This window comes from Burkholderia sp. BCC0044, from assembly GCF_902832955.1.
Classification (GTDB): domain Bacteria; phylum Pseudomonadota; class Gammaproteobacteria; order Burkholderiales; family Burkholderiaceae; genus Burkholderia.
The window spans coordinates 89,656-116,209 of the sequence record NZ_CADFDO010000006.1 but is presented as its reverse complement, the minus strand read 5'-3'; the positions used below and the strand labels follow the sequence as shown (position 1 = coordinate 116,209).

17 protein-coding genes are annotated in these 26,554 nt (G+C 68.9%); 9 read left to right on the top strand and 8 right to left on the bottom strand.

Annotated elements, in window-relative coordinates; translation table 11 throughout:
- Positions 1–80: 80 nt before the first annotated feature.
- Positions 81–1,910 carry a glycoside hydrolase family 15 protein gene (locus HWX14_RS30755; protein WP_175886008.1) on the bottom strand — a complete coding sequence of 610 codons (1,830 nt, stop codon included), beginning with the start codon at positions 1,908–1,910 and terminating at the stop codon, positions 81–83.
- Positions 1,911–2,077: 167 nt separating this feature from the next.
- Between HWX14_RS30755 and HWX14_RS30750 the strand changes: the two genes are divergently transcribed.
- Positions 2,078–3,325, top strand: coding sequence for a lactonase family protein (locus tag HWX14_RS30750; protein ID WP_175886007.1), 1,248 nt, complete (start codon positions 2,078–2,080; stop codon positions 3,323–3,325).
- Positions 3,326–3,457: 132 nt separating this feature from the next.
- On the opposite strand, the gene HWX14_RS36665 is transcribed toward HWX14_RS30750, so the two are convergent.
- Both HWX14_RS36665 and HWX14_RS30735 read right to left on the bottom strand, forming a co-directional pair.
- The gene (locus HWX14_RS36665) at positions 3,458–7,993 is read right to left on the bottom strand and encodes a DNA translocase FtsK (protein WP_244130384.1); all 4,536 of its coding nucleotides are present in this window, start codon (positions 7,991–7,993) and stop codon (positions 3,458–3,460) included.
- Positions 7,994–8,170: 177 nt separating this feature from the next.
- On the bottom strand, positions 8,171–8,716 hold the full coding sequence (locus HWX14_RS30735) for an META domain-containing protein (RefSeq protein ID WP_175886006.1): 546 nt from the start codon (positions 8,714–8,716) through the stop codon (positions 8,171–8,173).
- Positions 8,717–8,932: 216 nt separating this feature from the next.
- On the opposite strand from HWX14_RS30735, the gene purT reads away from it, so the two are divergent.
- The 4 genes from purT to HWX14_RS30715 all read left to right on the top strand — a co-directional run bounded on the left by purT (position 8,933) and on the right by HWX14_RS30715 (position 12,765).
- Complete coding sequence (gene purT, locus HWX14_RS30730; RefSeq protein ID WP_175886005.1) at positions 8,933–10,147, top strand: formate-dependent phosphoribosylglycinamide formyltransferase; 1,215 nt, start codon at positions 8,933–8,935, stop codon at positions 10,145–10,147.
- 20 nt (positions 10,148–10,167) lie between these two features.
- A complete protein-coding gene (locus HWX14_RS30725) occupies positions 10,168–10,353 on the top strand; it encodes a DUF6726 family protein (RefSeq protein WP_006497052.1) in 186 nt (61 codons plus the stop codon).
- An 82-nt stretch (positions 10,354–10,435) separates the two neighbouring features.
- Positions 10,436–10,816: an MliC family protein gene (locus HWX14_RS30720; protein ID WP_175886004.1), complete on the top strand. Its 381-nt coding sequence runs from the start codon at positions 10,436–10,438 to the stop codon at positions 10,814–10,816.
- A gap of 389 nt (positions 10,817–11,205) precedes the next feature.
- Positions 11,206–12,765, top strand: coding sequence for a DEAD/DEAH box helicase (locus HWX14_RS30715; protein WP_175886003.1), 1,560 nt, complete (start codon positions 11,206–11,208; stop codon positions 12,763–12,765).
- Positions 12,766–13,024: 259 nt separating this feature from the next.
- On the opposite strand, the gene gluQRS is transcribed toward HWX14_RS30715, so the two are convergent.
- Positions 13,025–13,921: a tRNA glutamyl-Q(34) synthetase GluQRS gene (gene gluQRS, locus HWX14_RS30710; RefSeq protein ID WP_175886002.1), complete on the bottom strand. Its 897-nt coding sequence runs from the start codon at positions 13,919–13,921 to the stop codon at positions 13,025–13,027.
- 25 nt (positions 13,922–13,946) lie between these two features.
- A complete protein-coding gene (locus HWX14_RS30705; RefSeq protein ID WP_175886001.1) occupies positions 13,947–14,801 on the bottom strand; it encodes a sulfurtransferase in 855 nt (284 codons plus the stop codon).
- Positions 14,802–15,016: 215 nt separating this feature from the next.
- On the opposite strand from HWX14_RS30705, the gene dnaE reads away from it, so the two are divergent.
- The 3 genes from dnaE (at position 15,017) to HWX14_RS30690 (ending at position 21,284) form a co-directional block, all read left to right on the top strand.
- Positions 15,017–18,550, top strand: a complete 3,534-nt coding sequence (gene dnaE, locus HWX14_RS30700) for a DNA polymerase III subunit alpha (protein ID WP_175886000.1) — start codon at positions 15,017–15,019, stop codon at positions 18,548–18,550.
- Positions 18,551–18,860: 310 nt separating this feature from the next.
- Positions 18,861–19,952 carry a glycosyltransferase family 9 protein gene (locus tag HWX14_RS30695; RefSeq protein WP_175886163.1) on the top strand — a complete coding sequence of 364 codons (1,092 nt, stop codon included), beginning with the start codon at positions 18,861–18,863 and terminating at the stop codon, positions 19,950–19,952.
- Positions 19,953–20,105: 153 nt separating this feature from the next.
- Positions 20,106–21,284, top strand: a complete 1,179-nt coding sequence (locus HWX14_RS30690; RefSeq protein WP_175885999.1) for a glycosyltransferase family 9 protein — start codon at positions 20,106–20,108, stop codon at positions 21,282–21,284.
- 139 nt (positions 21,285–21,423) lie between these two features.
- On the opposite strand, the gene HWX14_RS30685 is transcribed toward HWX14_RS30690, so the two are convergent.
- The 3 genes from HWX14_RS30685 to HWX14_RS30675 form a co-directional block, all read right to left on the bottom strand.
- Positions 21,424–22,704 carry an O-antigen ligase family protein gene (locus HWX14_RS30685; RefSeq protein WP_175885998.1) on the bottom strand — a complete coding sequence of 427 codons (1,281 nt, stop codon included), beginning with the start codon at positions 22,702–22,704 and terminating at the stop codon, positions 21,424–21,426.
- Positions 22,705–22,842: 138 nt separating this feature from the next.
- Positions 22,843–23,685 carry a glycosyltransferase gene (locus HWX14_RS30680; protein WP_175885997.1) on the bottom strand — a complete coding sequence of 281 codons (843 nt, stop codon included), beginning with the start codon at positions 23,683–23,685 and terminating at the stop codon, positions 22,843–22,845.
- Positions 23,686–23,797: 112 nt separating this feature from the next.
- On the bottom strand, positions 23,798–24,550 hold the full coding sequence (locus tag HWX14_RS30675; RefSeq protein WP_175885996.1) for a glycosyltransferase family 2 protein: 753 nt from the start codon (positions 24,548–24,550) through the stop codon (positions 23,798–23,800).
- A 225-nt stretch (positions 24,551–24,775) separates the two neighbouring features.
- On the opposite strand from HWX14_RS30675, the gene msbA reads away from it, so the two are divergent.
- Positions 24,776–26,527 (top strand): lipid A export permease/ATP-binding protein MsbA, encoded by a 1,752-nt coding sequence (gene msbA, locus HWX14_RS30670; protein WP_175886162.1) that lies wholly within the window; start codon positions 24,776–24,778, stop codon positions 26,525–26,527.
- The last annotated feature ends 27 nt before the right edge of the window (positions 26,528–26,554 follow it).

The following is a 26,554-nucleotide window of genomic DNA, read 5'->3' as shown; positions in this document are numbered from 1 at the left end:
TGTGCAATGCAACATTTCCCCGGGTTTTCATCAAAGTGTTGCGATTTGACGATCTATGAACAAGGCTGCCGCGCCGCCGTTCAGCGGCCGGTGGCCACGGCCGGCGCGGGCTGGCCCGCCGCGCGCGCCATCGCCTCTTCATGGTGCATCAGGTTCATCGCGGTATGCACGAGCGCGACGTGCGAGAACGCCTGCGGGAAGTTGCCGACGAGCCGCCCGGCGACCGGGTCGTATTCCTCGGCGAGCAGCCCCAGGTCGTTCGACAGCGCGAGCAGCCGGCTGAAGAGCCGATGCGCGTCGTCGATCCGGCCGAGCAGCGCATAGCTGTCGACCAGCCAGAAGCTGCACGCGAGAAACGTGCCTTCGCCCGGCGGCAGGCCGTCGTCGTATTCGGTCGTGCGGTAGCGCATCACGAGGCCGTCGTGCAGCAATTCCCGTTCGATCGCATCGACCGTGCCGACGATGCGCGGGTCTTCCGGCGGCAGGAAGCCGAGCTGCGGCAGCAGCAGCACGCTCGCGTCGAGCTCGTCGCTGCCGTAGCTCTGCGCGAACGCCTGCTTGCCTTCGTGCCATGCGTTCGCGCAGACGTCCGCGTGGATCTGCTCGCGCAGCGCGCGCCAGCGGTCGAGCGAGCCGGGCAGCCGGAACATTTCCGCCGACTTGATCGCGCGGTCGAACGCGACCCACGCCATCACCTTCGAGAACGTGAAGTGTCGGCGGCCGCCGCGCGTTTCCCAGATCCCTTCGTCGGGCTCCTGCCAGATCTTCTCGAGATGGTCGAGCAGCGCGCACTGCACCGACCAGACCGTGTCGTCGGCCTGCAGGCCGCCCACGCGCGCGAGGTGCAGCGCGGCCATCACCTCGCCGAACACGTCGAGCTGAAGCTGGTTCGCGGCGCCGTTGCCGACGCGCACCGGCTTCGAGTCCTGGTAGCCGGGCAGCCAGTCGAGTTCCATTTCCGGCAGCCGGCGCTCGCCGGCGATCCCGTACATGATCTGGATCTGCTCGGGCGAGCCGGCCATCACGCGGCCGAGCCACGTGCGCCATGCGCGCGCCTCGTCGTAGTAGCCGCCGCGCATCAGCGCGAGCAGCGTGATCGTCGCGTCGCGCAGCCAGCAGTAGCGGTAGTCCCAGTTGCGGTTGCCGCCGATCTTCTCGGGCAGCGACGTGGTCGGCGCGGCGACGATGCCGCCGGTCGGCTCGTACGCGAGCGCCTTCAGCGTGATCAGCGAGCGGCGCACGGCGGCCGCGTAGCGGCCCTGCACCTGGCAGCGGCCCGACCATTCGAGCCAGTAGTTCTCGGTGCGCGCGAGCATCGACAGCGGATCGCGCGCCGGCGGCAGCCGCATGTGCGACGCCGCGTAGCCGAGCGAGAAGGGCACGCGCTCGTCGGCGCTGACCGTGAATTCCGCGAGCGTATGGAGGTTCTTGCCGGTGAGTGGCACCGGCGTGCGCAGCACGACGGTATCGGGACCGGCGATGGCCTTCATGCCGTCCTCGCGGGTCAGTTGCGTGACCCACGGAATCGAGAAACCGTAGTCGAAGCGCAACACGAGCTCCATGCGCATCTTCATCGTGCCGTGGCGGCCGACGACGATCCGCACCAGTTCGGACCAGCCGTTGCCGGGCGGCATGAAGTCGATCACGGTGACGGCGCCGTCGGCGCTTTCGTAGTCGGTTTCGAGAATCAGCGTGTCGCCGCGATAGCGGCGCGTCGTGTGCGTGATCGCGGCGTCGGCCGCCGGAGCAAGCAACCAGCGGCCGTGCTCGGGCGTGCCGAGCAGCGCCGCGAAGCAGGCGCCCGAATCGAAGCGGGGCCAGCACAGCCAGTCGACGGAGCCGTCTTTTGCGATCAGCGCGGCCGTATGGCCGTCGCCGACGAGGGCGTAGTCTTCGATCAGGGCGGGCATGGGCAGGCGATCCTTGGGTATTCGAGTTTCACAATGCGGACGTCGGCGGCCCGGACTTCACGCCCGGGCGCCGCGCCCCGTATACTCGGCCGGGCGGCGGAGCGCATGAACGGCCGGCGTTTCGTCCTATCTCAACACTTGAAGCGACTCGATGCAAGGAGGATTCAATGCCCAACCGTTTACGGGAGCGTGACGCTCGCGCTTCGACACGAGGGTTCCCGCTTAGGTTCGCTCACTGGATGAAAGGTTTCGCGATCGTGCTGTCCCTGTCCGCGACCCACGCATTCGCACAGCAATCGTCCGCCCCGGCCGACGGCGTCTACAACCTGCTCGTCGGCACCTATACGGGCGGCGGCAGCGACGGGATCTACGTTTATCGCTTCGATACCAAGACCGGCAGCGTCGCGCCGGTGTCGTCGGCGAAGACCGAGAATCCGTCGTATCTGTTGCCGAGCCGCGACGGTCGCACCGTCTACGCGGTCAACGAACTGCCCGGCGACAACGGGCCGGCGACGCAGCGCGGCGGCGTGAGCGCATTCCGCTTCGACGCGAAAACGGGCGCGCTGAGCTTCATCGACCGCGTATCGTCGGAAGGGAACGACCCTTGCTATCTCGCGCTGTCGCCGGACGGCAAGTATCTCGTGACCGCCAACTACTCGGTCGCGGCCGACCCGGGCGGCAGCTTCGCGGTATTCCCGCTGCGCGACGACGGCGCGCTCGGCCAGGCCGTGCTGGCGGTCCATCACGAAGGCACCGGGCCGGTGAAGGGTCGCCAGGACGGCGCGCACGTGCATTCGACGGTGTTTTCGCCGGACGGCCGCTACCTGTTCGTGCAGGATCTCGGTGCGGACAAGATCTACGGCTACCGCTACACGGTGGACGGCAGCCGCGGGCTGATCGGCCCGACCGACACGCGCTACACGCCGGTGAAGGCGGGCTCGGGCCCGCGTCACATGGTGTTCGGCGCCGATGGCCGGTTCGCGTACGTGACGAGCGAGCTCAACGCGTCGGTCGAGGTGTTCGGCTATCGCGACGGCAAGCTGACGCCGGTCCAGACGGTGCCGATGACGGCGCCGGGCTTCAAGGGCAAGGTCGGCGGCGGCGCGATCCACCTGTCGCCGGACGGCCGCTTCCTGTACGTGAGCAACCGCGGCGACGCGAACGATCTCGTGATCTACGCGGTGAGCCAGGCCGATGGCCGGCTGAAGCACGTCGGCCGCCAGTCGAGCCTCGGCAAGACGCCGCGCGAGTTCCTGATCGATCCGACCGGCAAGTGGCTGATCGTCGGCAACCAGGACAGCGACACGTTCTACGTGTTCAGTCGCGACGTCGAAACGGGGCAGCTCGGCGCGAATCCGCAGAAGGTCGCGGTCGGCAAGCCGGTCGACTTCAAGCTGGTGCCGGTCGCGCAGTAAATCGCGGCGGATTCCCGGCCGATTCCCGGCCGATGCAAGAAGGGCGCTGCCGATGCAGCGCCCTTCGTATTTCGGGCGGCCGGTTTCACGGCGCGCCCGTATCGATGAATCGCGGCCGCCTGGCCGCCGGCCTCAGTCGGCCGCGGCCGGCACGAGCACCTCGCGGCTGCCGTTGATGCCCATCGCCGACACGAGGCCGGCCGCTTCCATCTGCTCGACGAGCCGCGCCGCGCGGTTGTAGCCGATGCGCAACTGCCGCTGCACCGACGAGATCGACGCGCGCCGCGTGCGCACGACGAACGCGACGGCTTCGTCGTACAAGGGATCGGCTTCCGCATCCGGCGCATCGCCGAACAGGTCCTGCGTCGCGCCGTCGGCGGCCGGGCCATCGAGAATCCCTTCCTCGTACTGCGGCTCGCCGAACTGCTTCAGGTACTCGACGATCCGGTGCACTTCCTCGTCGGCGACGAACGCGCCGTGCACGCGCTGCGGATAACCGGTGCCCGGCGGCAGGAACAGCATGTCGCCCATCCCGAGCAGCGACTCGGCGCCCATCTGGTCGAGGATCGTGCGCGAGTCGATCTTCGACGACACCTGGAACGCGACGCGCGTCGGGATGTTCGCCTTGATGAGGCCCGTGATCACGTCGACGGACGGCCGCTGCGTCGCGAGGATCAGGTGGATGCCGGCCGCGCGCGCCTTCTGCGCGAGGCGGGCGATCAACTCCTCGATCTTCTTGCCGGCGACCATCATCAGGTCGGCCAGCTCGTCGATCACGACGACGATCAGCGGCAGTTTCGACAATGGCTCCGGATCCTCGGGCGTCAGCGAGAACGGGTTGCCGATCTTCTTTTCCTTCGCTTCCGCGTCGCGGATCTTCTGGTTGAAGCCCGCGAGGTTGCGCACGCCGACGGCCGACATCAGCCGGTAGCGCTTCTCCATTTCGCCGACGCACCAGTTCAGCGCGTTCGCCGCGAGCTTCATGTCGGTGACGACCGGCGCGAGCAGGTGCGGGATGCCTTCGTAGACCGACAGCTCCAGCATCTTCGGGTCGATCATGATGAGCCGCACGTCTTCCGGCGTCGCCTTGTACAGCAGCGACAGGATCATCGCGTTGATCGCGACCGACTTGCCCGAACCGGTCGTGCCGGCCACGAGCATGTGCGGCGCCTTCGCGAGATCGGTCACGACCGGATGGCCGGTGATGTCCTTGCCCATCGCGATCGTCAGTTGCGACGGCGAATGCTGGTACTGGCGCGATTCGAGGATCTCCGACAGGCGGATCATCTGACGCTTCGCGTTCGGCAGTTCGAGGCCCATGCAGGTCTTGCCGGGGATCGTCTCGACGACGCGGATCGACGTGAGGCCGAGGCCGCGCGACAAGTCCTTCATCAATCCGACGATCTGGCTGCCGCGCACGCCGAGCGCGGGTTCGATCTCGAAGCGCGTGATCACGGGGCCGGCCGATGCGCCCACCACCGTCACCGGCACCTTGAATTCCTGCAGCCGCTGTTCGATCACCTGCGCGGTTTGCGCGAGGTGTTCCTCGGTGATCGTTTCGACGTCGTCGGACGCGGGCTCGAGCAGGTCGAGCGTCGGCAGTTCGACGTTGAACGACGCGGGCGCGTGGAATTCGAACGCGTTCGGGCGCGGCTGGCGGGCGGGGGTGTCGGCTACGGCGGGTTCGGCTGCCTCGATGGGCTCCGTGGCCGGTGCGCCGATCGGCGGGATAGCGGGCGACAGCGGTGCGGAAACGATGGTTGCCGGCGTCGGTGCCAGAGTTGCGCCGGGGACGGGGGTAGCCGGCGGTGTCGCGGTCGGCGGCGTTGTGATCACGTCATCCGACGTGGACCAGTTTGCCGACGAGACGGCAGGGGCGGGTTGTGTCGTGAACGTCTGGATTGCGACTGCGGCAGGGACGGGCGCGATCGACGGAGCCTGCGTCGCGGCGGTCGCGCCGATGGACGTGGGCGATCCGGCTGCAGCGGCAGGCGAGCCTGCGATCGAATGGGCCGGAGTCGCGGCGGCCGTGGTCGTCGGCGCGATCACGCCGAAGGACGGCGACGCCGGGGCGGACGCGGTCGGCGACTCGGGCAGGCTGATCGCCGGCTGCGGAGCGACTGCGCCCGATGAGCCGGATGTCGCGAAGGTCGTCGTACCGGTCGACGTGGTCGCCGTGCCGGTTGGATGCGTCGATGCCGGCGCGGCAGACGGTGCAGCGATGGGCGCGGACGTGAAAGTCGCGAGTGTCGCGGTGGCGGGCGCCGGCGTTGCGGGTGCAGTCGAGCCGAACGTCGAACCCGACGCGCCGGTCGTCGAAGGCGTCACGGCGTACGCATCGGTCGATGCGGGCGTCGAAGCGCGGGACAGCGAACCGTAAGTCATGCCTGTGACACCCGATGCCGACGCGGCGGAAGTAACGGGCGATGCCGATGCAGCCGGTTGCGACGGCGAAGCGGACCCGGTGCCGGTTACGCCGACCGACGAAACGGCAGGGGCGACGGGTGCGACGCTCGACGCGGAGGCGGGTGCTTGTGCAGCCGAACCATGATCCGTGCCGGCCAGCGGCGTCGCAGCGGCGGTCGAAACCGTCGATGCTGCGGCAAACGGCTGAACCGCCGGCGACTTCGGCAATTCCGCGGCGACGGCCGTCGGTGTCGCTGCGGGCGGCATCGTCGGCGCTGTCCAATACGTGGCGGATGTCGCGCCTCGATCCACGTCCGACAGCGGTGCCGCGTCGATCGGCTTGGCAGCGTCCGGTGCGGGATTCGATACAGCCGGTGCGGACGTTGCCGCGATCGACGTGGTCCCCGAAAGTGCGTGTGCCGACGTTCCGGCGATCGACGAAGAGGGCAGGGCAGCGAACGGAACGATGCCATCGGCCGGCTTCACGCCGGCGTGTGCATCGGCAGCCGGTTGAGGCAAGTGGGTCGGTGCAGCGCGATCGATCGCAGGCGCCGGTTGCGCATCGTCCTTGTCGTCGAGATCGACGAACCCGGTCGGCTTGCTGGTGCCGAGGTCGCGAACCGCTGCATCGCCTGCTTGAGCGAATGCTGAATGAGCGGATCCCGATCCCGCGGTGTGTGCCGGCGACGCGGCGATCGCATTTTCGCTCGACACGTCGAGCGCAGAAACCCGCGGGCTGACGACGTCTTCCCAAGGCGCGAGGTCGATGGGTGCGTCGATCGGCGGCGCGGCGGGCGCTTCGTCGACGTGATGGGTCTCGTCGTCGGTGCGATGCGCGAATGCGGCATCGTCGATGCCGGTATTCGACCGTGCGTTCGGTTCGGCGTCATCGAATGCAGGCGCGGACAAATCGCCCACCGAAGCCTGCGCGATGCCGGATTCCGCCGGCATGAAGGCGTCGAGCACGATCGGCGCGGCATCGTCGTAAGCGGGCGCGGCATCGTGTCCGGCCGGAACATGGGTGTCCTGGGCTGCGATGCCATGCGCCGCGGAGACGAACGCGTTCGACGTCGCTGCCGATGCCGGCGCGGCCACGCTGCCTGCTGCCGCGGCTACGCCGGCGACGCCGGCGACGGTGGCGGCTGCGGCCGCCGCGTGCGTCGCATCGCCCGACGGCGCGCCGCCGAGCGTCGCCCATTGCGCGGTGCTGGCCTCGATCGAGCGCAGCGTGTCGTGAACGCTCGGCGCCGGCGTAATCGGCGCAGCCGGCTTCTCGTTCCACGCATAGAGCGGCGCGCGCGCCGGCGCGGGCGGCGCCGGGCGGCGTCGTGCCGCGTCCGGCGACAGGCCGGCCGCCGTCGTGCCCGCGACCGGGCGCACCGGCGGACGTTGCTGCTGCGTACCGGCCGGCCGTGGCGTGACCGTGACGCGCGGCGCCGTCGGTGTTTGCGTCAGCGCGGCGGTGGCCGGCCGCGCGACGGTCGGACGCGGCCGGACGGGTTCGAATCCGACCGGAAGCGGAGCGGGCGCGGGGCGCGGCACTTGCGCGTTCGCTGCGGCGCGCGCGAGGCTGGCGGTGCTGCCGGTGGTCGGCGGCGGCATCGCGCTGGCCGGGATCGGCGCGGACGGCGCCGGCGTGCGCTGCGGCGCGCTCGGCTTCAGCCAGCCCGACGGCGCGACGGGCTCCGCCAGGGGGCGCGCCGGCGTCTTGCTGCGCGGCTTCGGTCGCGCCTGCGGATCGGGTTTCCACACCGTCGGACGCGAATACCGGCCGTTCTGGCGCGGCGCCATCGAGTTGACGGTGTGGGCGGTGGTCGGCTGTACGACGTCGTCGTCGCGATGCAGCGCACTGCGCGGCAGGTCGGCGATCCCGCGCGCGTCGTCGTCGCCGCCGTCGCGCGACAGCTTGACGCCGAACGACGTGTCGACCCACGCGGCGAACTGCCGCCAGCCGATGCCGGTCAGCCAGGGCAAACCGGCGAGGAACAGCACGACCATCGCGACCGGCGTGCCGATCGGGCCGAGCACGTGGGCGAAGCCGGCCGAGAACGCATGGCCGAGCGCGTTCGTGTCGGGGCCCGACAGCGGGCTCGTCAGCGTGCAACTGGCGACGAATACCGCGGCGAAGCCGAGCCACAGGCGGATCGAGCCGCGGCCGGCAAGCCCGCCGCCGCCGGGCAGCATCGCCTGCACGAGACGCCAGAAGAGAAGGAGGAACCAGACGGCGGAGATGCCGAACCAGCCGAAGACAACCGTGTGCATGCTTTGAAACAGGAGTGGGGAGGGGCGCGCGGGGCGCGACCCGCCGAGTTTAACCGGCTGGCGACCAAGACTCTAACGCGGCGTGATTCCGATTCACGCCGCGCGACGCACGTGGGTCGCACATGCGCGTGGCGCGCCACGCGAAGGCGGTCGGTCGACCTTCGCGCGCGCCGTGCATCAGGGGCTCCGGTGCGTGAACGTCAGCGTTGCGCCGGCCTGGGTCACGATCTGCAATTGCTGGGGCGCGCGCATCTGCACGCCGGTCTTCTCGACGTGGGCGAGCGCGTCGAGGTACGCGGCTTCGAGCTGGCCGCCCAGCGTGTTCGGGCAGGCCATTCGCGTGCCGGCGAGCGGGCCGAAGCTCAGCAGGCCGTTCTTGACCGCGTAGGTGCCCATGTAGCGGTTGCAGCCCGAGAAGCCGCTCGCGCGCCGGATGCCGGAATCGGTCGACAGCGCGAGCTTGATCGGCTCGCCGTTGTCGCCGTGCGGGATCGCGCGTTGCGTGCCGTCGGCGTTCACCCAGCTGGTGAGTTCCCAGCTCGTGTCGTCGAGCAGTTGAACGGCGGCCGGGTTGTACGGGTCGGGCGCGGGGGCGGCGGAATCGGGATGGGTCGGCATCGCGCAGGCGGCGAGAAGCGTGGCAAGCGTCAACGCGCAGAGCGGCGCGCGCAACGGGCGAAGCAGGCCGGTGCGTGCGCGTGCGGCGGCGGACAGGTGGGACATGAGCCTCGTTCCTCTTCGGATTCTGATCAAGGCGTAAGAGTAACGCACCCGCCCCGCGGCAGGCGAGCCGACACTTCGCGCGTGAAAACGTTCGCAGGCCGCCCACGGGCCTCGCGCGACCGGGCGCGGGCGCGGCCAAACCGCCCGAACCGGCCCGGATGCCCGTGTTAACATCGAAGCCGTTTTCGTCCTCCAACAGAACCAGCGGGAAATCACATGCAGATCGGTCAGCGGCTCGGTACGCCGCTTTCACCCTCGGCCACGCGCGTCATGCTGCTCGGCGCGGGCGAGCTCGGCAAGGAAGTCATCATCGCGTTGCAGCGTCTCGGCGTCGAAGTCATTGCGGTCGATCGCTATCCGGACGCGCCCGGCCATCAGGTCGCGCATCGCGCGCACGTGATCGACATGACGGACCCGGCCGCGCTGCGGGCGGTCGTCGAGGCCGAGCGCCCGCACCTGATCGTCCCCGAGATCGAGGCGATCGCCACCGACGCGCTCGCGGCGATCGAGGCGGCCGGCCTCGCCGAGGTGATCCCGACCGCGCGCGCGACGCAGCTCACGATGAATCGCGAAGGGATCCGCCGGCTCGCGGCCGAGGCGCTCGGCCTGCCGACTTCCCCGTATGCATTCGCGGATTCGTTCGAGGCCTTCAGCGCGGCCGTCGCGAAGATCGGCATGCCGTGCGTCGTGAAGCCCGTGATGTCGTCGTCGGGCAAGGGGCAGTCGGTCGTGAAGACCGACGCCGACGTGAAACCCGCGTGGGACTACGCGATGGCGGGCGGGCGTGTGAACCATGGCCGCGTGATCGTCGAGGGCTTCGTCGATTTCGACTACGAGATCACGCAACTGACCGTGCGCGCGATCGACCCGGCGACGTTCGACACGCATACCTATTTCTGCGACCCGGTCGGCCACGTGCAGGTGGCGGGCGACTATGTCGAGTCGTGGCAGCCGCAGCCGATGAGCGCGGCGGCGCTCGAGAAATCGCGCGAGATCGCGCACAAGGTGACCGAGGCGCTCGGCGGGCGCGGGCTGTTCGGCGTCGAGCTGTTCGTGCGCGGCGACGACGTATGGTTCTCCGAGGTGAGCCCGCGGCCGCACGATACGGGCCTCGTCACGCTCGCGTCGCAGCGCCAGTCGGAATTCGAGCTGCACGCGCGGGCGATTCTCGGGCTGCCGGTCGATCCGGCGCTCGGCACGCCGGCCGCGTCGGCGGTGATCTACGGCGGGCTCGACGAGCGCGGGATCGCGTTCGAGGGCGTGCGCGACGCGCTCGCGGTGCCGGGCGCGGACCTGCGCCTGTTCGGCAAGCCGGAAAGTTTTGCGAAGCGGCGCATGGGCGTCGCGCTGGCAACCGGCGCGACCGTCGACGAAGCCCGCGAACGCGCGAAGCGCGCCGCCGCGGCCGTGCGGCCCGTGTCGGCGCGCTGACGGAACGAGGAGAGAGGGCGATGGCGTCGAGATGGTTGCGTATCGGAAAGCTGGGCGCCGCGCTGGCGCTCGTCGCGAGTCTCGCGGGCTGCGGCCTCGCGGCCGCGCCGTGCCGGGTGGCGTCGGCCGGACTCAAGATCGTGCCGCTCGTCGGCCATGTCGCCGCCGCGCCGACCGATGCGTGCGCAGATGTGATCGACCCCTGATTCCGTTCGCCGCGCATTTTTCCACTGACAATAACCGCGCCGTACGACGGCGCGTTTCCCCCCGTCTCGTGAGAGGACCTGCATGATTCGCCCAACCCTCGCCGCGCTGGCGCTCGCCGGCAGCGCCGTTTCCGTCGCGCATGCCGCGCAACTGACCGTCGAAGAAATCGACGCCGACGCGCGCCAGCCCACCGTCTACCAGTGCGCGAACCACAAGGCGCCGGTGCGCGTGTCGTACTGGCTCGCCGGCAACGGCCAGAGCTTCGCGCTCGTGCCGGTCGACGGCAAGCAGATGCTGTTCGTCGACACGGTGTCGGCGTCGGGCGCGCGCTACCAGGCCGGCCGCTATACGTGGTGGACGAAGGGCAAGGAAGCGACGCTGCGCGACGAGATCGCCGGCCCGAAGTCGCCGCCGCTGCTGGGCGACTGCGTGCAGGTCGAGAAGAAAAAGAAGAAGGGCTGAGCGGCGGGCGCGGGCGCGGAACGTATTCGCCCGGGTGGACCGGCTGCGCTGGGCTGAAGGCCGGTAGCGCGTGGCCGACGGCAGACATGCTGATGCGAGATTCCTCGATCGAGCCCCTAATATTGTTCACCGGCCGATACGGCTACCCCGGTCGGCCAACCGCTCGCCCGCACGGGCCTGCGCAGACCCGCTGCACGAGCCGCCGTCGGGCCGTTCGCGGCGTTGTCACGGACAGATGCCCGCACGGTGCTACAATACGGCCCTTTCCGCCGGCATTCGCGCCGAACGGAGTCCGCACGGCCTGGCGTCCAGCGTTCGCATTGAACCGGTCCCAAGCGCCAGAGCGGCGCCGCGCGGCGCGCCGCGGCTCCGTCTATTTCCGAATTGTGATGAGCGCAGGCCCGGCCGGCCTGACGCACGATGTCCCCGCCGCGCCTTTTGAGCGAAACGCCACCATGTCCGATTCTGTCGCCAAGCCCGTCGACGCAACCTTCGATCAATTCGGCCTTGCCCCCGATATCCTGAAAGCCATTGTGGAGCAGGGCTATACGACGCCGACGCCGATCCAGGCGCAGGCCATTCCGGTCGTGCTCGCCGGCCGCGACGTCATGGGCGCCGCGCAAACGGGTACCGGCAAGACCGCGAGCTTCTCGCTGCCGATCATCCAGCGCCTGTTGCCGCAAGCCAACACGAGCGCGTCCCCGGCGCGCCACCCGGTGCGGGCGCTGATTCTCACGCCGACCCGCGAACTCGCCGACCAGGTCGCCGCGAACGTGCACGCGTATGCGAAGCACACGCCGCTGCGCAGCGCGGTGGTGTTCGGCGGCGTCGACATGAACCCGCAATCGGCCGAACTGCGCCGCGGCGTCGAGATCCTGATCGCGACGCCGGGCCGCCTGCTCGACCACGTGCAGCAGAAGACGGCGAACCTCGGCCAGGTGCAGATCCTGGTGCTCGACGAAGCCGACCGGATGCTCGACATGGGCTTCCTGCCCGATCTGCAGCGCATCCTGAACCTGCTGCCGAAGGAGCGTCAGACGCTGCTGTTCTCGGCCACGTTCTCGGGCGAAATCAAGAAGCTTGCATCGACCTACCTGCGCAACCCGCAGACGATCGAGGTCGCGCGCAGCAACTCGACGAACGCGAACGTCACGCAGATCGTCTACGACGTCGCCGAAGGCGACAAGCAGGCGGCCGTCGTGCAACTGTTGCGCGATCGCGGCCTCAAGCAGGTGATCGTGTTCTGCAACAGCAAGATCGGCGCGAGCCGCCTCGCGCGCAATCTCGAGCGCGACGGCGTGGTCGCGTCGGCGATTCACGGCGACAAGACCCAGCTCGAGCGGATGCAGGCGCTCGACGCGTTCAAGCGCGGCGAGATCGAGGCGCTGGTCGCGACCGACGTGGCCGCGCGCGGCCTCGACATCGCCGAGCTGCCGGCCGTGATCAACTTCGACCTGCCGTTCAGCGCGGAAGACTATGTGCACCGGATCGGCCGTACCGGCCGCGCGGGTGCGACGGGCGACGCGCTGTCGCTGTGCAGCCCGAACGAGCGCAAGCAGCTCGCCGATATCGAGAAGCTGATCAAGCGTCCGCTCGACGTGCAGACGCTTACGATCGACAAGCCGGCACGCCAGCGTCACGACGAGCGCGGCGGCGAACGCAACAGCGAGCGCGGTGGTGAACGCAGTGGCGAACGCGGCGGTCGGCGCGAACGCGACGAGCACCGCGGCGCAGCGGGTCGCCGGTCGGGCAGCCCCGAGCGCAGCGGCCATCATCGCCGCCACGAAGCGCCGGTCGACGATTTCTTCCTGAAGCCGTACGAGCCGTCGGCGTCGGCGAAACAGCCGGACGACGCGCAGCCCGCGCAGCACCCCGAGAAGAAAGGGCCGAAGCGCCAGGTCGCCGCGCTGCTCGGCGGGTTCGGGATGCCGCGCAAGCCGTCGGCGTAAGCCGGGCGGAGCGCAGGGGCGGCGCGTCAGCGCTGCCGGACAAGCGGGTGCATGCGACGAGCATGTGCCCGTTTTTCATTGGGGGACGCGATCGGGGACGGGGCGTGCGCGGGGGAGATTGCTTGCCGCGCGGGGCGGGGCTTTTCGATGCCGACTCGTCAGCGGACGCGGGCTCAGGCTTCCGTCACGCTTTCATGCGATCGGATTCGCCGCTGACGGATGCAGGAACGGAGTCGCCACGCCGGTGTCGTGCAAGCGGTCAACCGGCGCGCGGCCCGAAGCGACGCGCCCACGCATCGGTCGCGGCTGCATAAAACGCGTCGATCGTATGGCCCGGTAGATCGCCATCATCCGTCAGACCGAGATGCGCGGCCGCGGCCCGCAGCGCCGGCAGCGGATCGTTGCGTTCGAGCGCCGTCGCGCCGGTCTGCTTACTGAGCTTTTCTCCGTTCGCATCGACGACGACAGGCACGTGCAGATACTCGGGAGTCGGCACACCAAGGCAGCGCTGCAGATGGATCTGCCGCGCGGTCGAATCGAGCAGGTCGGCGCCGCGCACGACGTGCGTGATGCCGGCGTCGGCATCGTCGACGACGACCGCGAGCTGATACGCCCATTGGCCGTCCGCGCGTTTCAGCACGAAATCGCCGACTTCGGTCGCGAGATTCTGCGATTGCGTGTGCTGCCAGCGGTCGTCGAACGTGACGATCGCGTCGTCGCCGTCCGGCACGCGCAGCCGCCATGCGCGCGCGGACTTGCCGTGCAGGCCGGTGCGACAGGTGCCCGGATACGCGAGCGTCGTGTGGCGTTCATGGGCGGCGCGCAGCGAATCGGCGATTTCCTTGCGCGTGCAGCCGCACGGATACACGAGCCCGGCCGCGACGAGCCGCTCGAGCGCGGCCGTGTAGGCCGCATCGCGCGCGCTCTGCCAGACGGGCGGTTCGTCGGGCGTCATGCCGAAATGCGCGAGCGTCGCGAGGATGTCCTCGGCCGCGCCGGGCACCGTGCGCGGGCCGTCGAGATCCTCGATGCGCACGAGCCAGGTGCCGCCGTGCGCGCGTGCGTCGAGCCAGCTCGCGAGCGCGCCGACCAGCGAGCCGAAATGCAGCGGGCCGGTGGGCGACGGCGCGAAGCGGCCGCGATAGCCGGGGTTCATCGGCGGGGCGCGGTGCGGCGCGCCGTTACGCGGCGCTGGCTGCCTGCGCGCAGGCCGGGCACGACTTGCCGGGCACGTAGCTCGGCGATTGTTGGGCGTCCGGCGTGACGACCGCGCGGCACGCGAAGCACGTGACGTTCTCGGTGGGCTGGAGTTGCGGATTCAGCGCGGTGCGGTAGTCGAACACGAAGCAGTCGCCGTGATAGTGCGCGCCGCCGACTTCCTCGAAGTACTTCAGGATCCCGCCTTCGAGCTGGTACACGTTGTCGATGCCGATTTCCTTCATGTGGATCGCGGCCTTCTCGCAGCGGATGCCGCCGGTGCAGAACGACACGACCGTCTTGCCTTCGAGGTCGGCGCGGTTCGCGTCGATCACTTCCGGGAATTCGCTGAACTTGTCGATCCGGTAGTCGAGCGCGTTGTCGAACGTGCCGACGTCGACTTCGAACGCATTGCGCGTGTCGAGCATCACGACCGGACGGCCCGCGTCGTCGTGGCCGCGGTCGAGCCACGCCTTCAGCGTGCGCGCGTCGACGAACGGCGCGCGGCCGAGCTCCGGCTTGATCGCGGGCTTCTTCATCGTGATGATCTCGCGCTTCAGGCGCACCAGCATGCGGCGGAACGGCTGCGAGTCGGACAGGCTTTCCTTGAACTGCAGCGTCGCGAACTTGCCTTCGAACAGCGGATCGTGGCGGATGTACGCGATGAATGCGTCGGCGGCTTCGCGCGTGCCGGCGATGAACAGGTTGATGCCTTCCGGCGCGAGCAGGATCGTGCCGCGCAGGCCGAGTTCGTTGCAGCGGGCGGTGACGAGCGGGCGCCATTGCTCGTTCGCGTCGAGCGAGACGAAGTGGTAGGCGGCGAGGTTGACGATGGTCATGATGGTCCGACGGGAAACGGCCGCACGGCGGCCCGCAAAAAAGGGTGCGAAGCCGGGGCGTTGATTCGAAAAACCGTATTATCCCGCAAACGGCGCGGGCACCGGTACCCGGCCGAACGGCCAGCCGCGCGACGCGTCGCCGCGTGCATCGGCCGAACGGCCAAAGCGGGCATTTTTTGGGCAGCCTGCGCGGCGACGCGGCTACAATAGCGCCCATGTCAGATCCTCGCTTCGTCCATCTTCGCGTTCACTCCGAGTTCTCGATCGCCGACGGCATCGTGCGCATTGACGACATCGTCAAGGCGGCGGCCGCGGACGGTCAGGGCGCGCTCGCGCTCACCGATCTCGGCAACGCCTTCGGTCTCGTCCGTTTCTACCAGGAAGCCCGCGGCAAGGGCATCAAGCCGATCGCCGGCTGCGACGTCTGGATCGCCAATCCGGACGACCGCGACAAGCCGTCGCGGCTGCTGCTGCTGGTCAAGGACAAGGTCGGTTACCTGAATCTCTGCGAGCTGCTGTCGAAGGCGTGGCTCACGAACCAGTACCGCGGCCGCGCGGAACTCGACGCGAGCTGGCTCGACGGCGAGCTCGCGCAGGGGCTGCTCGCGCTGTCCGGTGCGCAACAGGGCGATATCGGGCTCGCGCTGGCCGCGGGCAACGAAGAAGCCGCGCGCCGTCACGCCGAGCGCTGGGCGAGGGTGTTTCCGGGCGGCTTCTACATCGAGCTGCAGCGTTACGGCCAGCCGGGCGCCGAGGCGTACATCCAGCAGGCCGCGACGCTCGCCGCGTCGCTGAAGCTGCCGGTGGTCGCGACGCACCCGACGCAGTTCATGACCGACGACGATTTCACCGCGCACGAGGCGCGTGTGTGCATCTCGGAAGGCGACATCCTCGCGAACCCGCGGCGCCAGAAGCGTTTCACGACCGACCAGTATTTCCGCACGCAGGCCGACATGGCCGCGCTGTTCGCCGACCTGCCGTCGGCGATCGCGAACACGGTCGAGATCGCGAAGCGCTGCAACCTGAAGCTCGAACTCGGCAAGCCGAAACTGCCGCTGTTCCCGACGCCGGACGGCATGTCGCTCGACGACTACCTGGTCCAGCTGTCGAAGGAAGGGCTCGAGGCCCGCCTCGCGCAGTTGTATCCGGTCGAAGCCGAGCGCGACGCGCAGCGCGACATGTACTACAAGCGCCTCGAATTCGAGTGCGGGACCATCACGAAGATGGGCTTCCCCGGCTACTTCCTGATCGTCGCGGACTTCATCAACTGGGCGAAGAACAACGGCGTGCCGGTCGGCCCGGGCCGCGGCTCGGGCGCGGGCTCGCTGGTCGCGTACGCACTCGGCATTACCGATCTGGACCCGCTGCGCTACAACCTGCTGTTCGAGCGCTTCCTGAACCCGGAACGCGTGTCGATGCCCGACTTCGACATCGACTTCTGCCAGCACGGCCGCGATCGCGTGATCCAGTACGTGAAGGAGAAATACGGCGCGGACGCCGTGTCGCAGATCGCCACGTTCGGCACGATGGCCGCGAAGGCGGCCGTGCGCGACATCGGCCGCGTGCTCGACCTCGGCTACATGTTCACCGACGGCATCGCGAAGCTGATTCCGTTCAAGCCCGGCAAGCACGTGACGATCGCCGACGCGATGAAGGAAGAGCCGCAGCTGCAGGAGCGCTACGACCACGAGGACGAAGTGCACCAGCTGCTCGACCTCGCGCAGCGCGTCGAGGGCTTGACGCGTAACGTCGGGATGCACGCGGGCGGCGTGCTGATCGCGCCCGGCAAGCTGACCGATTTCTGCCCGCTGTACACGCAGGGCGACGACGGCGGCGTGGTCAGCCAGTACGACAAGGACGACGTCGAAGCCGTCGGCCTCGTGAAGTTCGACTTTCTGGGTCTCACGACGCTGACGATCCTCGACTGGGCCGAGCGCTACATCCGCCGCCTCGATCCGTCGAAGGCCGACTGGTCGCTCGCGCAGGTGCCGCTCGACGATCCGGCGTCGTTCCAGATCCTGAAGAAGGCCAACACGGTCGCGGTGTTCCAGCTGGAAAGCCGCGGGATGCAGGGCATGCTGAAGGATGCGCAGCCCGACCGCTTCGAGGACATCATCGCGCTCGTGTCGTTGTACCGTCCGGGCCCGATGGACCTGATCCCGAGCTTCTGCGCACGGAAGCACGGCCGCGAGAAGGTCGACTATCCGGATCCGCGCGTCGAGCCCGTCCTGAAAGAGACCTACGGCATCATGGTCTATCAGGAGCAGGTGATGCAGATGGCGCAGATCATCGGCGGCTACTCGCTCGGCGGCGCGGATCTGCTGCGTCGCGCGATGGGCAAGAAGAAGCCCGAGGAGATGGCCAAGCATCGCGAGATCTTCGCCGAAGGTGCGGCGAAGAACGGCCTCACGCGCGAGAAGTCCGACGAGATCTTCGACTTGATGGAGAAGTTCGCGGGCTACGGCTTCAACAAGTCGCACGCGGCCGCGTATGCGCTGCTCGCGTATTACACCGCGTGGCTCAAGGCGCACCATCCGGCCGAATTCATGGCGGCCAACATGACGCTCGCGATGGACGACACCGACAAGGTGAAGATCCTGTTCGACGACTGCGTCGTGAACAACCTCGCCGTGCTGCCGCCGGACATCAACCAGTCGCATTACCGGTTCGAGCCGGTCGCGGAAGCCGACGGCAAGCGCTCGCGCACGCTCCGCTACGGTCTCGGCGCGGTGAAGGGCAGCGGCCAGAACGCGATCGAGGAAATTCTGCGTGCGCGCGAGGAAAAGGCGTTCACCGACCTGTTCGACTTCTGTGAACGGATCGACCGGCGCGTCGTCAACCGCCGTACGGTCGAGGCGCTGATCCGCGCCGGTGCGTTCGATTCGCTGAACCCGAACCGAGCGCAGATGCTCGCATCGGTGCCGCTCGCGATGGAAGCGGCCGATCAGGCCGAAGCGAACGCGATGCAGGCCGGCCTGTTCGACATGGGCGCCGAGTCGCCGCATGCGCACGCACTCGTCGACGAACCCGCGTGGGACGACAAGCGCCGCCTGCAGGAAGAAAAGGCCGCGCTCGGTTTCTACCTGTCCGGCCACCTGTTCGACGCGTATCGCGACGAAGTGCGCCGCTTCGTGCGGCAGAAGGTCGGCGACCTGAAGGAAGGGCGCGACAAGCTCGTCGCCGGCATCATCGCGTCGCTGCGCACGCAGATGACGCAGCGCGGCAAGATGCTGATCGCGTTGCTCGACGACGGCTCGGGGCAGTGCGAGATCACGATCTTCAACGAACACTTCGAGGCGAACAAGGCGCTGTTCAAGGAAGACGAGCTGCTGATCGTGCAGGGGCAGGCGCGCAACGATGCGTTCACCGGCGGCATTCGCTTCACCGCCGATACCGTGATGGACCTCGAACGCGCACGCAGCCGCTATGCGCAGGCCGTGCGGCTGACGATGAACGGCAACGCCGACGCGCTCGCGCTGCGCCGCGTGCTCGAGCCGCACGTGTCGAAGGACGATCCGGCCGCCGCGAACGTGGTCGACGCGCCCGCGCCGCGCGGCGGCGGGCGCGATGGCGGTCGGCGCCCGCAGGCGCCGCTGCCGAACGGGCTCGCGGTCCAGATCCACTACAGCAACGCGCGCGCGCAAGGCGAAATGCGTCTGGGCGACGCGTGGCGCGTGAAGCCGAGCGACGTGCTGCTGGCGGAGCTGCGCGCGGCGTTCGACGGCAGCGTCGTCGAAATCACGTACTGACCGCGCCCTGCTTCGGCGGGTGTCGCGCATAGCGGCCCGCCGCATCGCCATCGTGCGGTGCGGCGGGCCGTTTTTACGTGCGCGGGTAGGCGGGGTCTTGGGCTGGCCATCCGGACGCTATACAATCCCGCGCTGACCGTCCGAACGCGGCGCCTGCCGCAGGTTCGCACGGCGAGCAGTGCCGCGTAGTGCGCGCGTAAACAGGGGCGGATCCATGCGGCGTGCGCCAACGCGGCATGGCAGGCCCGCGGACCAGGATGCCGTGGAACGGCCCGTCGCGACGATAAAAACTGATTGTCACCACATGACCATGGCCAATGGGAACCCGACGCAGCGGATCCTCGTGATCCGGATTGATTTTCTGGGCGACATGCTGTGCACGACGGCGTTTCTCCGCGCGCTGAAGGCGCGTTGGCCGGCGGCGGAGCTGCATGTGGTCGCGAACCGCTACAACGCGGCCGCGCTGGCCGGAAACCCGGACGTGCATACGATCCATACCTACGTGTACAGCCGCCAGTGCGAGCGCAACGACCGTCCGGGGCGGATGCGCGCATTCTTCGACCGGCTGCGCCTGGTGCGCCGTCTGCGCCGGATGCGGTTCGATCTCGTGATCGTGCCGAACGGCGGCATGCATCGCAGCAGCATGCAGTTCGCGCGTCAGCTTCGCGCGAAGGATTGCCGCTGGCACGATGCCGAGACCGAATTCGACGATCGCAAGCCCGAGCATGTCGCGCAGCGGCCGATCTGCCATGAAGCGTTGTCGGGCTTCCGCCTGATGCCCGAACTCGGCTGCGCCGATCTCGACCGGATCGAGCTGTCGGTGCATCCCGATCGCACGCTGCAGGAAACGTGGCATCGGCTGCTCGGCGCGCGCACGAAGCCGCGCGTCGGGCTGTTCGTGACGAACAAGGCGGTCGAGCGCCGCTGGCCCGCCGACCGCTGGCGCGACCTCGGCGAGCGGCTCGCGCCGGTCGCCGACGTGATCGTGTTTCGCGATCCGACCATCTGCCACGCTGCCGAAGATCAGGGTTGGCGCGACGTGAATGCGCGGCATGTCGCGCCGTCGTCGGTCGCCGAGCTGGTGGCGGCCGCGAGCCTGCTCGATGCGATCGTCTCGGCCGACAGCGCGCCCGTCCATCTTGCGTCGGCGCTCGGCGTGCCGGTGGCCGCGCTGTTCGAGGACCGTCCCGAGAAATACCTGCGCTGGCATCCGCTCGGCGTGCCGCACGTGATCCTGCGCGCGGGCCCGACCGTCGATGCGATCGGTGTCGATGCGGTCGAGCGCGCGGTCCGCCATCTGCTGCAGCAGGCCAGCCATCGTGACGCACCCGCGGCCGGCACCGTGCTGGCGCAGCCGGCCGCTGCTGTCACGACGCCCGCGAACGTGGCGAGCGCTTCGTAGCGCGATACGAGCCGCGCGGGCGCGTACTGCACGACGCCCGCCGCCGGAGCCGCATCGCGGCAGCCCGCACGGCGGATGCGCGACGCCGCGCCGCGCCGGCTGCTGCAAAATCCTGTACATTGCCAGCCTTGTTCAGCCCGCTAGACGATCGCCGTGGCCCTGTTTTCTTCCGCCCGTCCGCCCAGAACCATCCTCGTTGCCGCGCCGCGCCGTATCGGCGACGTGTTGCTGACGACACCGCTCGTACGGTCGCTGAAGGCCCGCTGGCCGGACGCGCAGATCGACATGCTGGTGTTTCGCGGCACCGAGGGCGTGCTCGAGCACAATCCGGACGTGCGGCGCGTGATCGTGGTCGCGCAGCGCGCGGGGTTCGGCGAGCGGCTGCGCGATGCGCTGTCGATGTGGCGCCGCTACGATCTCGCGTGTGCGGCGCTGAGTTCCGACCGGCCGCGTTTCTATAGCTGGTTCGCCGGCCGCAAGCGGGTCGGCCTCGTCGACCCGAACCGCGTCACGTGGCTCACGCGGATGATGCTGAACGGGATCGCGATCAATCACCACGAATCCGCGCATACGGTCGTCAGTACGCTCGCACTGGCGCCGGTGATCGGCGTCGAGCCGGTGTCCGAGGTCGTCGCGCCGGGCATCGGCGACGATCCCGCGCGGCGCGCGCGTTTCGACGCGTGGCTCGCCGAGTCGCCCGCGCTCCGCGCCGGCAAGCCGCTGGTCGTGCTGCATCCGTATCCGATGTTCCGTTACAAGCAATGGCGGCTCGACGGCTGGGTCGACATGATCGGCTGGCTGCGCGAGCAGGGTTTCGCGGTCGCGCTGTCGGGCGGTCCGGCCGACCGCGAGCGCGAGTATGCGGAGCAGGTCGTGGCCGAGGCAGGCGGCGACGTGCTGAACCTGGTCGGCCGCCTGACGTTCGGCGAGAGCGCGGAGCTGGTGCGGCGCGCGCGGCTCTTCATCGGGCCGGACACCGGCGCGACGCACGTCGCGGCCGCGACGGGCACCGACACGATCGCGCTGTTCGGGCCGTCGGACCCCGTGCGCTGGGGGCCGTGGCCGCAGCACTGGCCGGCGACCGAGAATCCGTGGTCGCTGCGCGGCTCGGGCCGGCACGGGAACGTGTGGCTGCTGCAGGGGGAGGGCGACTGCGTGCCGTGCCGGCACGAAGGCTGCGAGCGTCATGTCGACAGCCGCAGCGACTGCCTCGCCCATCTCGGGGCGCAGCGTGTGAAAGCAGCGGCAGCCGAGATGCTCGGGCTGAAGCCGCCGGGCCCGGCCGACATCGTCGTCGACACGTCGCGGCTGCACCGCGCCGGATCCGACTGACGCGCGGCAAACGCGCGTTTTTCTTCGTTCGCAAGGGGCTTGTTTCGCGGAGAGCCATGCGGCTCGTCCGCCGCGATGGTGGATGTCCGCTGCCGCCCACTTCAGCCGGGCACGGCAGCGGAACGTATGCCGGCGTGCGTTACACGCTGCGCCGGATCGCCGACGTTTCGCGCGGCAGCGCTTCGCCGCGTTCGCCGCAGCCGAGCAGGATACCAGCCAGCAGCACGATCAGGTGCCCTTCGGCGAAATCGAGCAGCAGCGAATTCGCGAGACTGCCGATCGCGAAGATCGCGAGCCATGCGAGCAGCAGGTGTCGCGAGCGCGGATCGAGCGCACGGCTGCCGCGCGCGATCTGCACGATCAGGTTGACGAACAGCAGCAGGCCGACCGTACCGAGCTGCACGGCCATGAGCAGGTATTCGTTGTGCGGATTCGACGTGAGCTGCCCTTCGGCGGCCGTCTTGCCGGCCGTGAGCTTTTCGAATTCGGATTCGAGGCCGCCCGCACCGTAGCCGATCACGGGGCGCTGGCGATACAACTCGAGCCCCTTCTTGTACCACTCGAGGCGCAGCCCGGTCGACGTGATCGCATCGCTCTGCCGGTATTGCTGCACTTCCGTCACGACCTTCGTCAGCCGGCCGTTGTGAACCGTGCATGCAGCAACCACGAGCGCGACGCCCGCCAATACGAGCATGCCGGCGGCGAGCCCTGCGCGCAGCGCGGACTGCCGGCGCAGCAACAGCACGAAGCGCACCGCGACGACGAGGATCAGCAGCAGCGCGATGACCTGTCCCGTGCGTCCCTGCAGCATCACGAACACGTTGACGAGCGACCACGCGGCGACGCCCGCATAGGCGGCGCGCGACAGCGCCGTGCGGGCCGCCAGCGCGAGATCGGCCGCCTGGTAGAAGAGCAGCGCGCCGAACATGCCGGCGGCGATATGGTTCTTGAACACCCACGCGCGCGACAGCGGCAGCTGGGTCGCATATGCCGGCCCGATGCCGGTCAGCCCGAGGTAGTTGGTCGTCGACAGCAACAGGATCACGCACAGCGTACCGAACCAGCAGCGCCGCACGATCGGCGCCCAGTTCGAATGACGGAACGCGAGCACGGCAAACGGCAGCAGCAGCAGCTTGTCGTACTTAGCGACCCAGTTCCACGCCTTGTTGTGCGGCGCGACCGTATAGGTGACGCTCATGGCCAGCGCGGCCAGGATCAGCAGCGCCGCGAGCGAAGCCGGGTCCGTGACGAACGAGCGCAGGTCGCGCCAGAATTCGGGCGAGATCACCAGCGCGGCGGCGAACAGCCCGCAGAACACGTTGGTCAGCGCGGTCGACACGGGCACCATGCAGAGTGCGGCGACGGCGAATGCACGGGCGGCGGTCAGGCGCCGCGTGGCGGGAGTGGAAAACGAAAGCATCGGAACCTGTCGTATGGACGAATGCGGCTCGCGGACAGCGTGCACCGCGCCGCGTCGCCCACCCCGGCGAGAGATCCGGGACGAACGGCGCAGTATACGCGAAGCAGGACAGGTTTCCGTGCCGTTTTCGGGGCTGGATCAGCTGAACGCGCGCTTGATCCGCGAGCGCCACAGCGCGCGCTTGAGGCGGCCTTCCACTGCCGGCGTATCGAGCGCGATTTGCGCGCCGACCGGCTCGCCGCGATGCAGGTAATAGCGGTCGAACGTCGCCTGGGTCATGCCCCATTTGTTCAGGAACTGGCGGCGGCCGTCGTTCTTGACGATCTTGCCGGTGCTCTTCTGCTGGAAGTGGTACACGAGGCTGTCGCCGACGCCGACGAAGATCCGGCAGCCGGCGTCCCAGAATTTCATCGAGAAGTCGTTGTCGCTGCTCATGCCCGGCGACAGCTCGCTGCTGTAGCCGCCGATGCGGTTCCACCAGTCGCGGTGCACGAGCGTCGGCGGCCAGGTCGAGCCGAGCCAGTCCGCGCGCGCCAGCTTCGGGGTCGCGGCGACGAGGCCTGCCGCGTCGAATTGCTCGGCGTCGCGGCCGAAATTGCTGACGACCACGCACGGGTTGCGCGTGTCGACCGGCTCGACCATCGTGCCCGACAGCATGAACAGGTCGGTCGGCATCCGTTCGATGCGGCGCACGAGCGCGGTGTCCCAGCCCGGGCAGCAGAACATGTCGTCGTTCATGTAGACGACGTAGTCGCGCGTGGCGCGCGCGGCGGCCAGGTTGACCGCATGGCAGATGCCGATGTTGGTCGGCGACGCGGTGTGTTCGATCCCTTCGTTGCGCACCCAGTCGAGCGTGCCGTCCGAGCCGTCGTTCACGTGCACGATGATCTGGTGGTCGTACGCGGAATGCCGGCGCAGGCTGTCGACGACGAGCTTGAGGTACGGCAGGTTGTTCCAGGTCGGGATGATGATGGAGAACATGGCGGTCGGATTCGGTGGTCGTCGTGGCGCGCGGCGCAGCCGCTCGGGCGGGTACGCGCGGCGTGCGCAACCCGGTATTGTAACGCCGGGCCGGCCGCGCGCCGGTGCTCGCCTAGCGGGCCGGCTCGTGACCGAGCTTCAGGAAGCGGTAGTACACGGTTTCCGCGTTGAACACCGCGATCATGAAGCCCGCGCGGCCGTCGAGGAACCCGCGCCGCAGCACGTAGGTGCGCACGAACGCCCACGCGCCGCGGCCGAGCGCCTTGCCGAAGCCGCCGCGCTGGCCGGCCGCGCGGCGCTGGCGCGCGCCGGCCGTCGAATACGCGTCGAGCTTGCGCACGACCGTTTCGAAATCCTCGTACGAGTAGTGCATCAGCTTGCCGGTCAGGCGCTGCGCGGCGGTGTCGAACACGAGGCGCTCGTGCACGAGGTCGTCCGAGAACCGCGCGGTGCCGCGCCGGAACAGCCGCGGCACCCAGTCCGGATACCAGCCGCTGTGATGGATCCACTGGCCGCAGAAGCTCGACAGCCGGTCGAGCGCATAGACCTGCGCGGCCGGCGCGCGGATCGCGTCGCGGATCGACTGCGCGAGTTCCGGCGTGACGACTTCATCGGTGTCGAGCGACAGGATCCAGTCGGTGCCGAGCGCGTCGAGCGCGCGGTTCTTCTGCGGGCCGAAGCCCGGCCAGTCGCGCTCGACGATCACGCGCGCGCCGTGCGCCTGCGCGATCGCGACGGTATCGTCGGTGCTGCCGCCGTCGATCACGACGACGTCGTCGGCGAACGACAGCGCCTCGAGACACTGCGCGAGCCGCGCGGATGCGTTGAGGGCGATGAGGGCGACGCCGAGGGAGGGTTCAGCCATGAAATCGTCGGAAAGGCGGAGAAAACGGTGAGCGGCAGTATACCTGCGGGCCGGCCGCGGGCCGCATCGGCGGCGACCGTGCCGGCGGGGGCGGTGCAGCTATAATGTTGAGCCCTTTTCAGCACCCGCCCGAGAAGGGCGAAATCCCGGGCGGCCACGCGCCGGGCGCCGCATCGCGGCTCAAGAAGGATTGCCTTGGAAACCCAGAACACTCTTCGCAAATCGATGGACGGCACCGGCACCTCGCCGGTCACGGTCCTCAAGCGCCTGTGGCCGTACATCCGGCCGCTGATCGGTATCGTCGTGCTCGCCGTGATGACGATGGGCGTCGTGGCGGCCACCGAAGCCGGTATTCCGGCGCTGCTCAAGCCGCTGCTCGACCACGGCTTCGGCGTGCACGGCAGCGACAACGCGAAATGGTACGTGCCGATCGCGGTGATCGGCCTCGCGCTCGTGCGCGGCGTCTCGCAGTACGCATCGAATTACCTGCTCAACTACGTATCGAACCGCATCCTGCTGCAACTGCGGCTCGAGATGTTCCAGCGGATGATCCACACCGGCGCGTCGTTCTTCCAGCGCGAGACCGCGAGCACGGTGATCAATGCGATCGTGTTCGAGGTCAACCAGATTCTCTCGGTGCTGACGGGCGTGATGGTCACGCTCGTGCGCGATTCGATGACGGTGATCTTCCTGCTCGGCTACCTGTTCTACCTGAACTGGCGGCTCACGCTGATCGTCGCGGTGATCCTGCCGGGGATCGGCTGGCTCGTCAGCAAGATCAACCGCCGGCTGCGTCGGCTGAACCGCGAGCACCAGACGCTGACCAACGAGCTGTCGTACATCGTCGAGGAGACGGTCGGCGGGTACAAGGTCGTCAAGGTGCACAACGGCGAAGCGTACGAGATGGACCGCTTCGCGACGATGAGCAAGCGCCTGCGCGGCTACGCGATGCGCATGACGATCTCGGGCGGCCTCGCGCAGCCGCTCACGCAGTTCCTCGCGTCGATCGCGCTCGCGGTCGTGATCACGATCGCGGTCGTGCAGTCGTCGAACGACCAGACGACGGTCGGCGGTTTCGTCGCGTTCGTCACGGCGATGCTGCTGGTGATCTCGCCGCTCAAGCACCTGATCGACGTCAACCAGCCGCTGCAGCGCGGGATGACGGCCGCCGAGCTGATCTTCGGGCTGATCGACGAGCCGGCCGAGCCGCAGGGCGGCGGGCGGCCGCTGTCGCAGGCGCGCGGCGAGATCGAGTTCCGCGCCGTGTCGTTCGACTACGGCGCGGCCGAACGGCCGACGCTCGATCGCATCTCGTTCAAGGTGTCGCCGGGTGAAATGATCGCGCTGGCCGGCCCGTCCGGGAGCGGCAAGACGACGCTCGTGAACCTGCTGCCGCGCTTCTTCGACCCGACGGACGGCACGATCCTGGTCGACGGCGTGCCGGTGTCCGACTACGATCTCCACGCGCTGCGCAGCCAGATGGCGATGGTCAGCCAGGACGTCGTGCTGTTCAACGACACGATCGCCGCGAACGTCGCCTACGGGCAGACGCCCGACCGCGCGCGCGTGCAGGCCGCGCTCGAGGCCGCGAACCTCGCCGATGCGGTCGCCGCGATGCCCGACGGGCTCGACACGCTGGTCGGCGGCAACGGGATGCGGTTGTCCGGCGGCCAGCGCCAGCGGCTCGCGATCGCGCGCGCGATCTACAAGGACGCGCCGATCCTGATCCTCGACGAAGCGACGTCGGCGCTCGATTCGGAGTCGGAGCGCCACGTGCAGGCTGCACTCGAGCGGCTGATGGAAGGCCGCACGACGCTGGTGATCGCGCACCGGCTGTCGACGATCGAGCGCGCGGACCGCATTCTCGTGCTCGAGGGCGGCAAGATCGTCGAAGAGGGCAGCCACGACGAACTGCTGCGCCACGGCGGCCTCTACGCGCACCTGCACCGGATCCAGTACCAGCAGCAGGCGGCGTGACGCGCGCTCATGGGGCCGCGATACCGT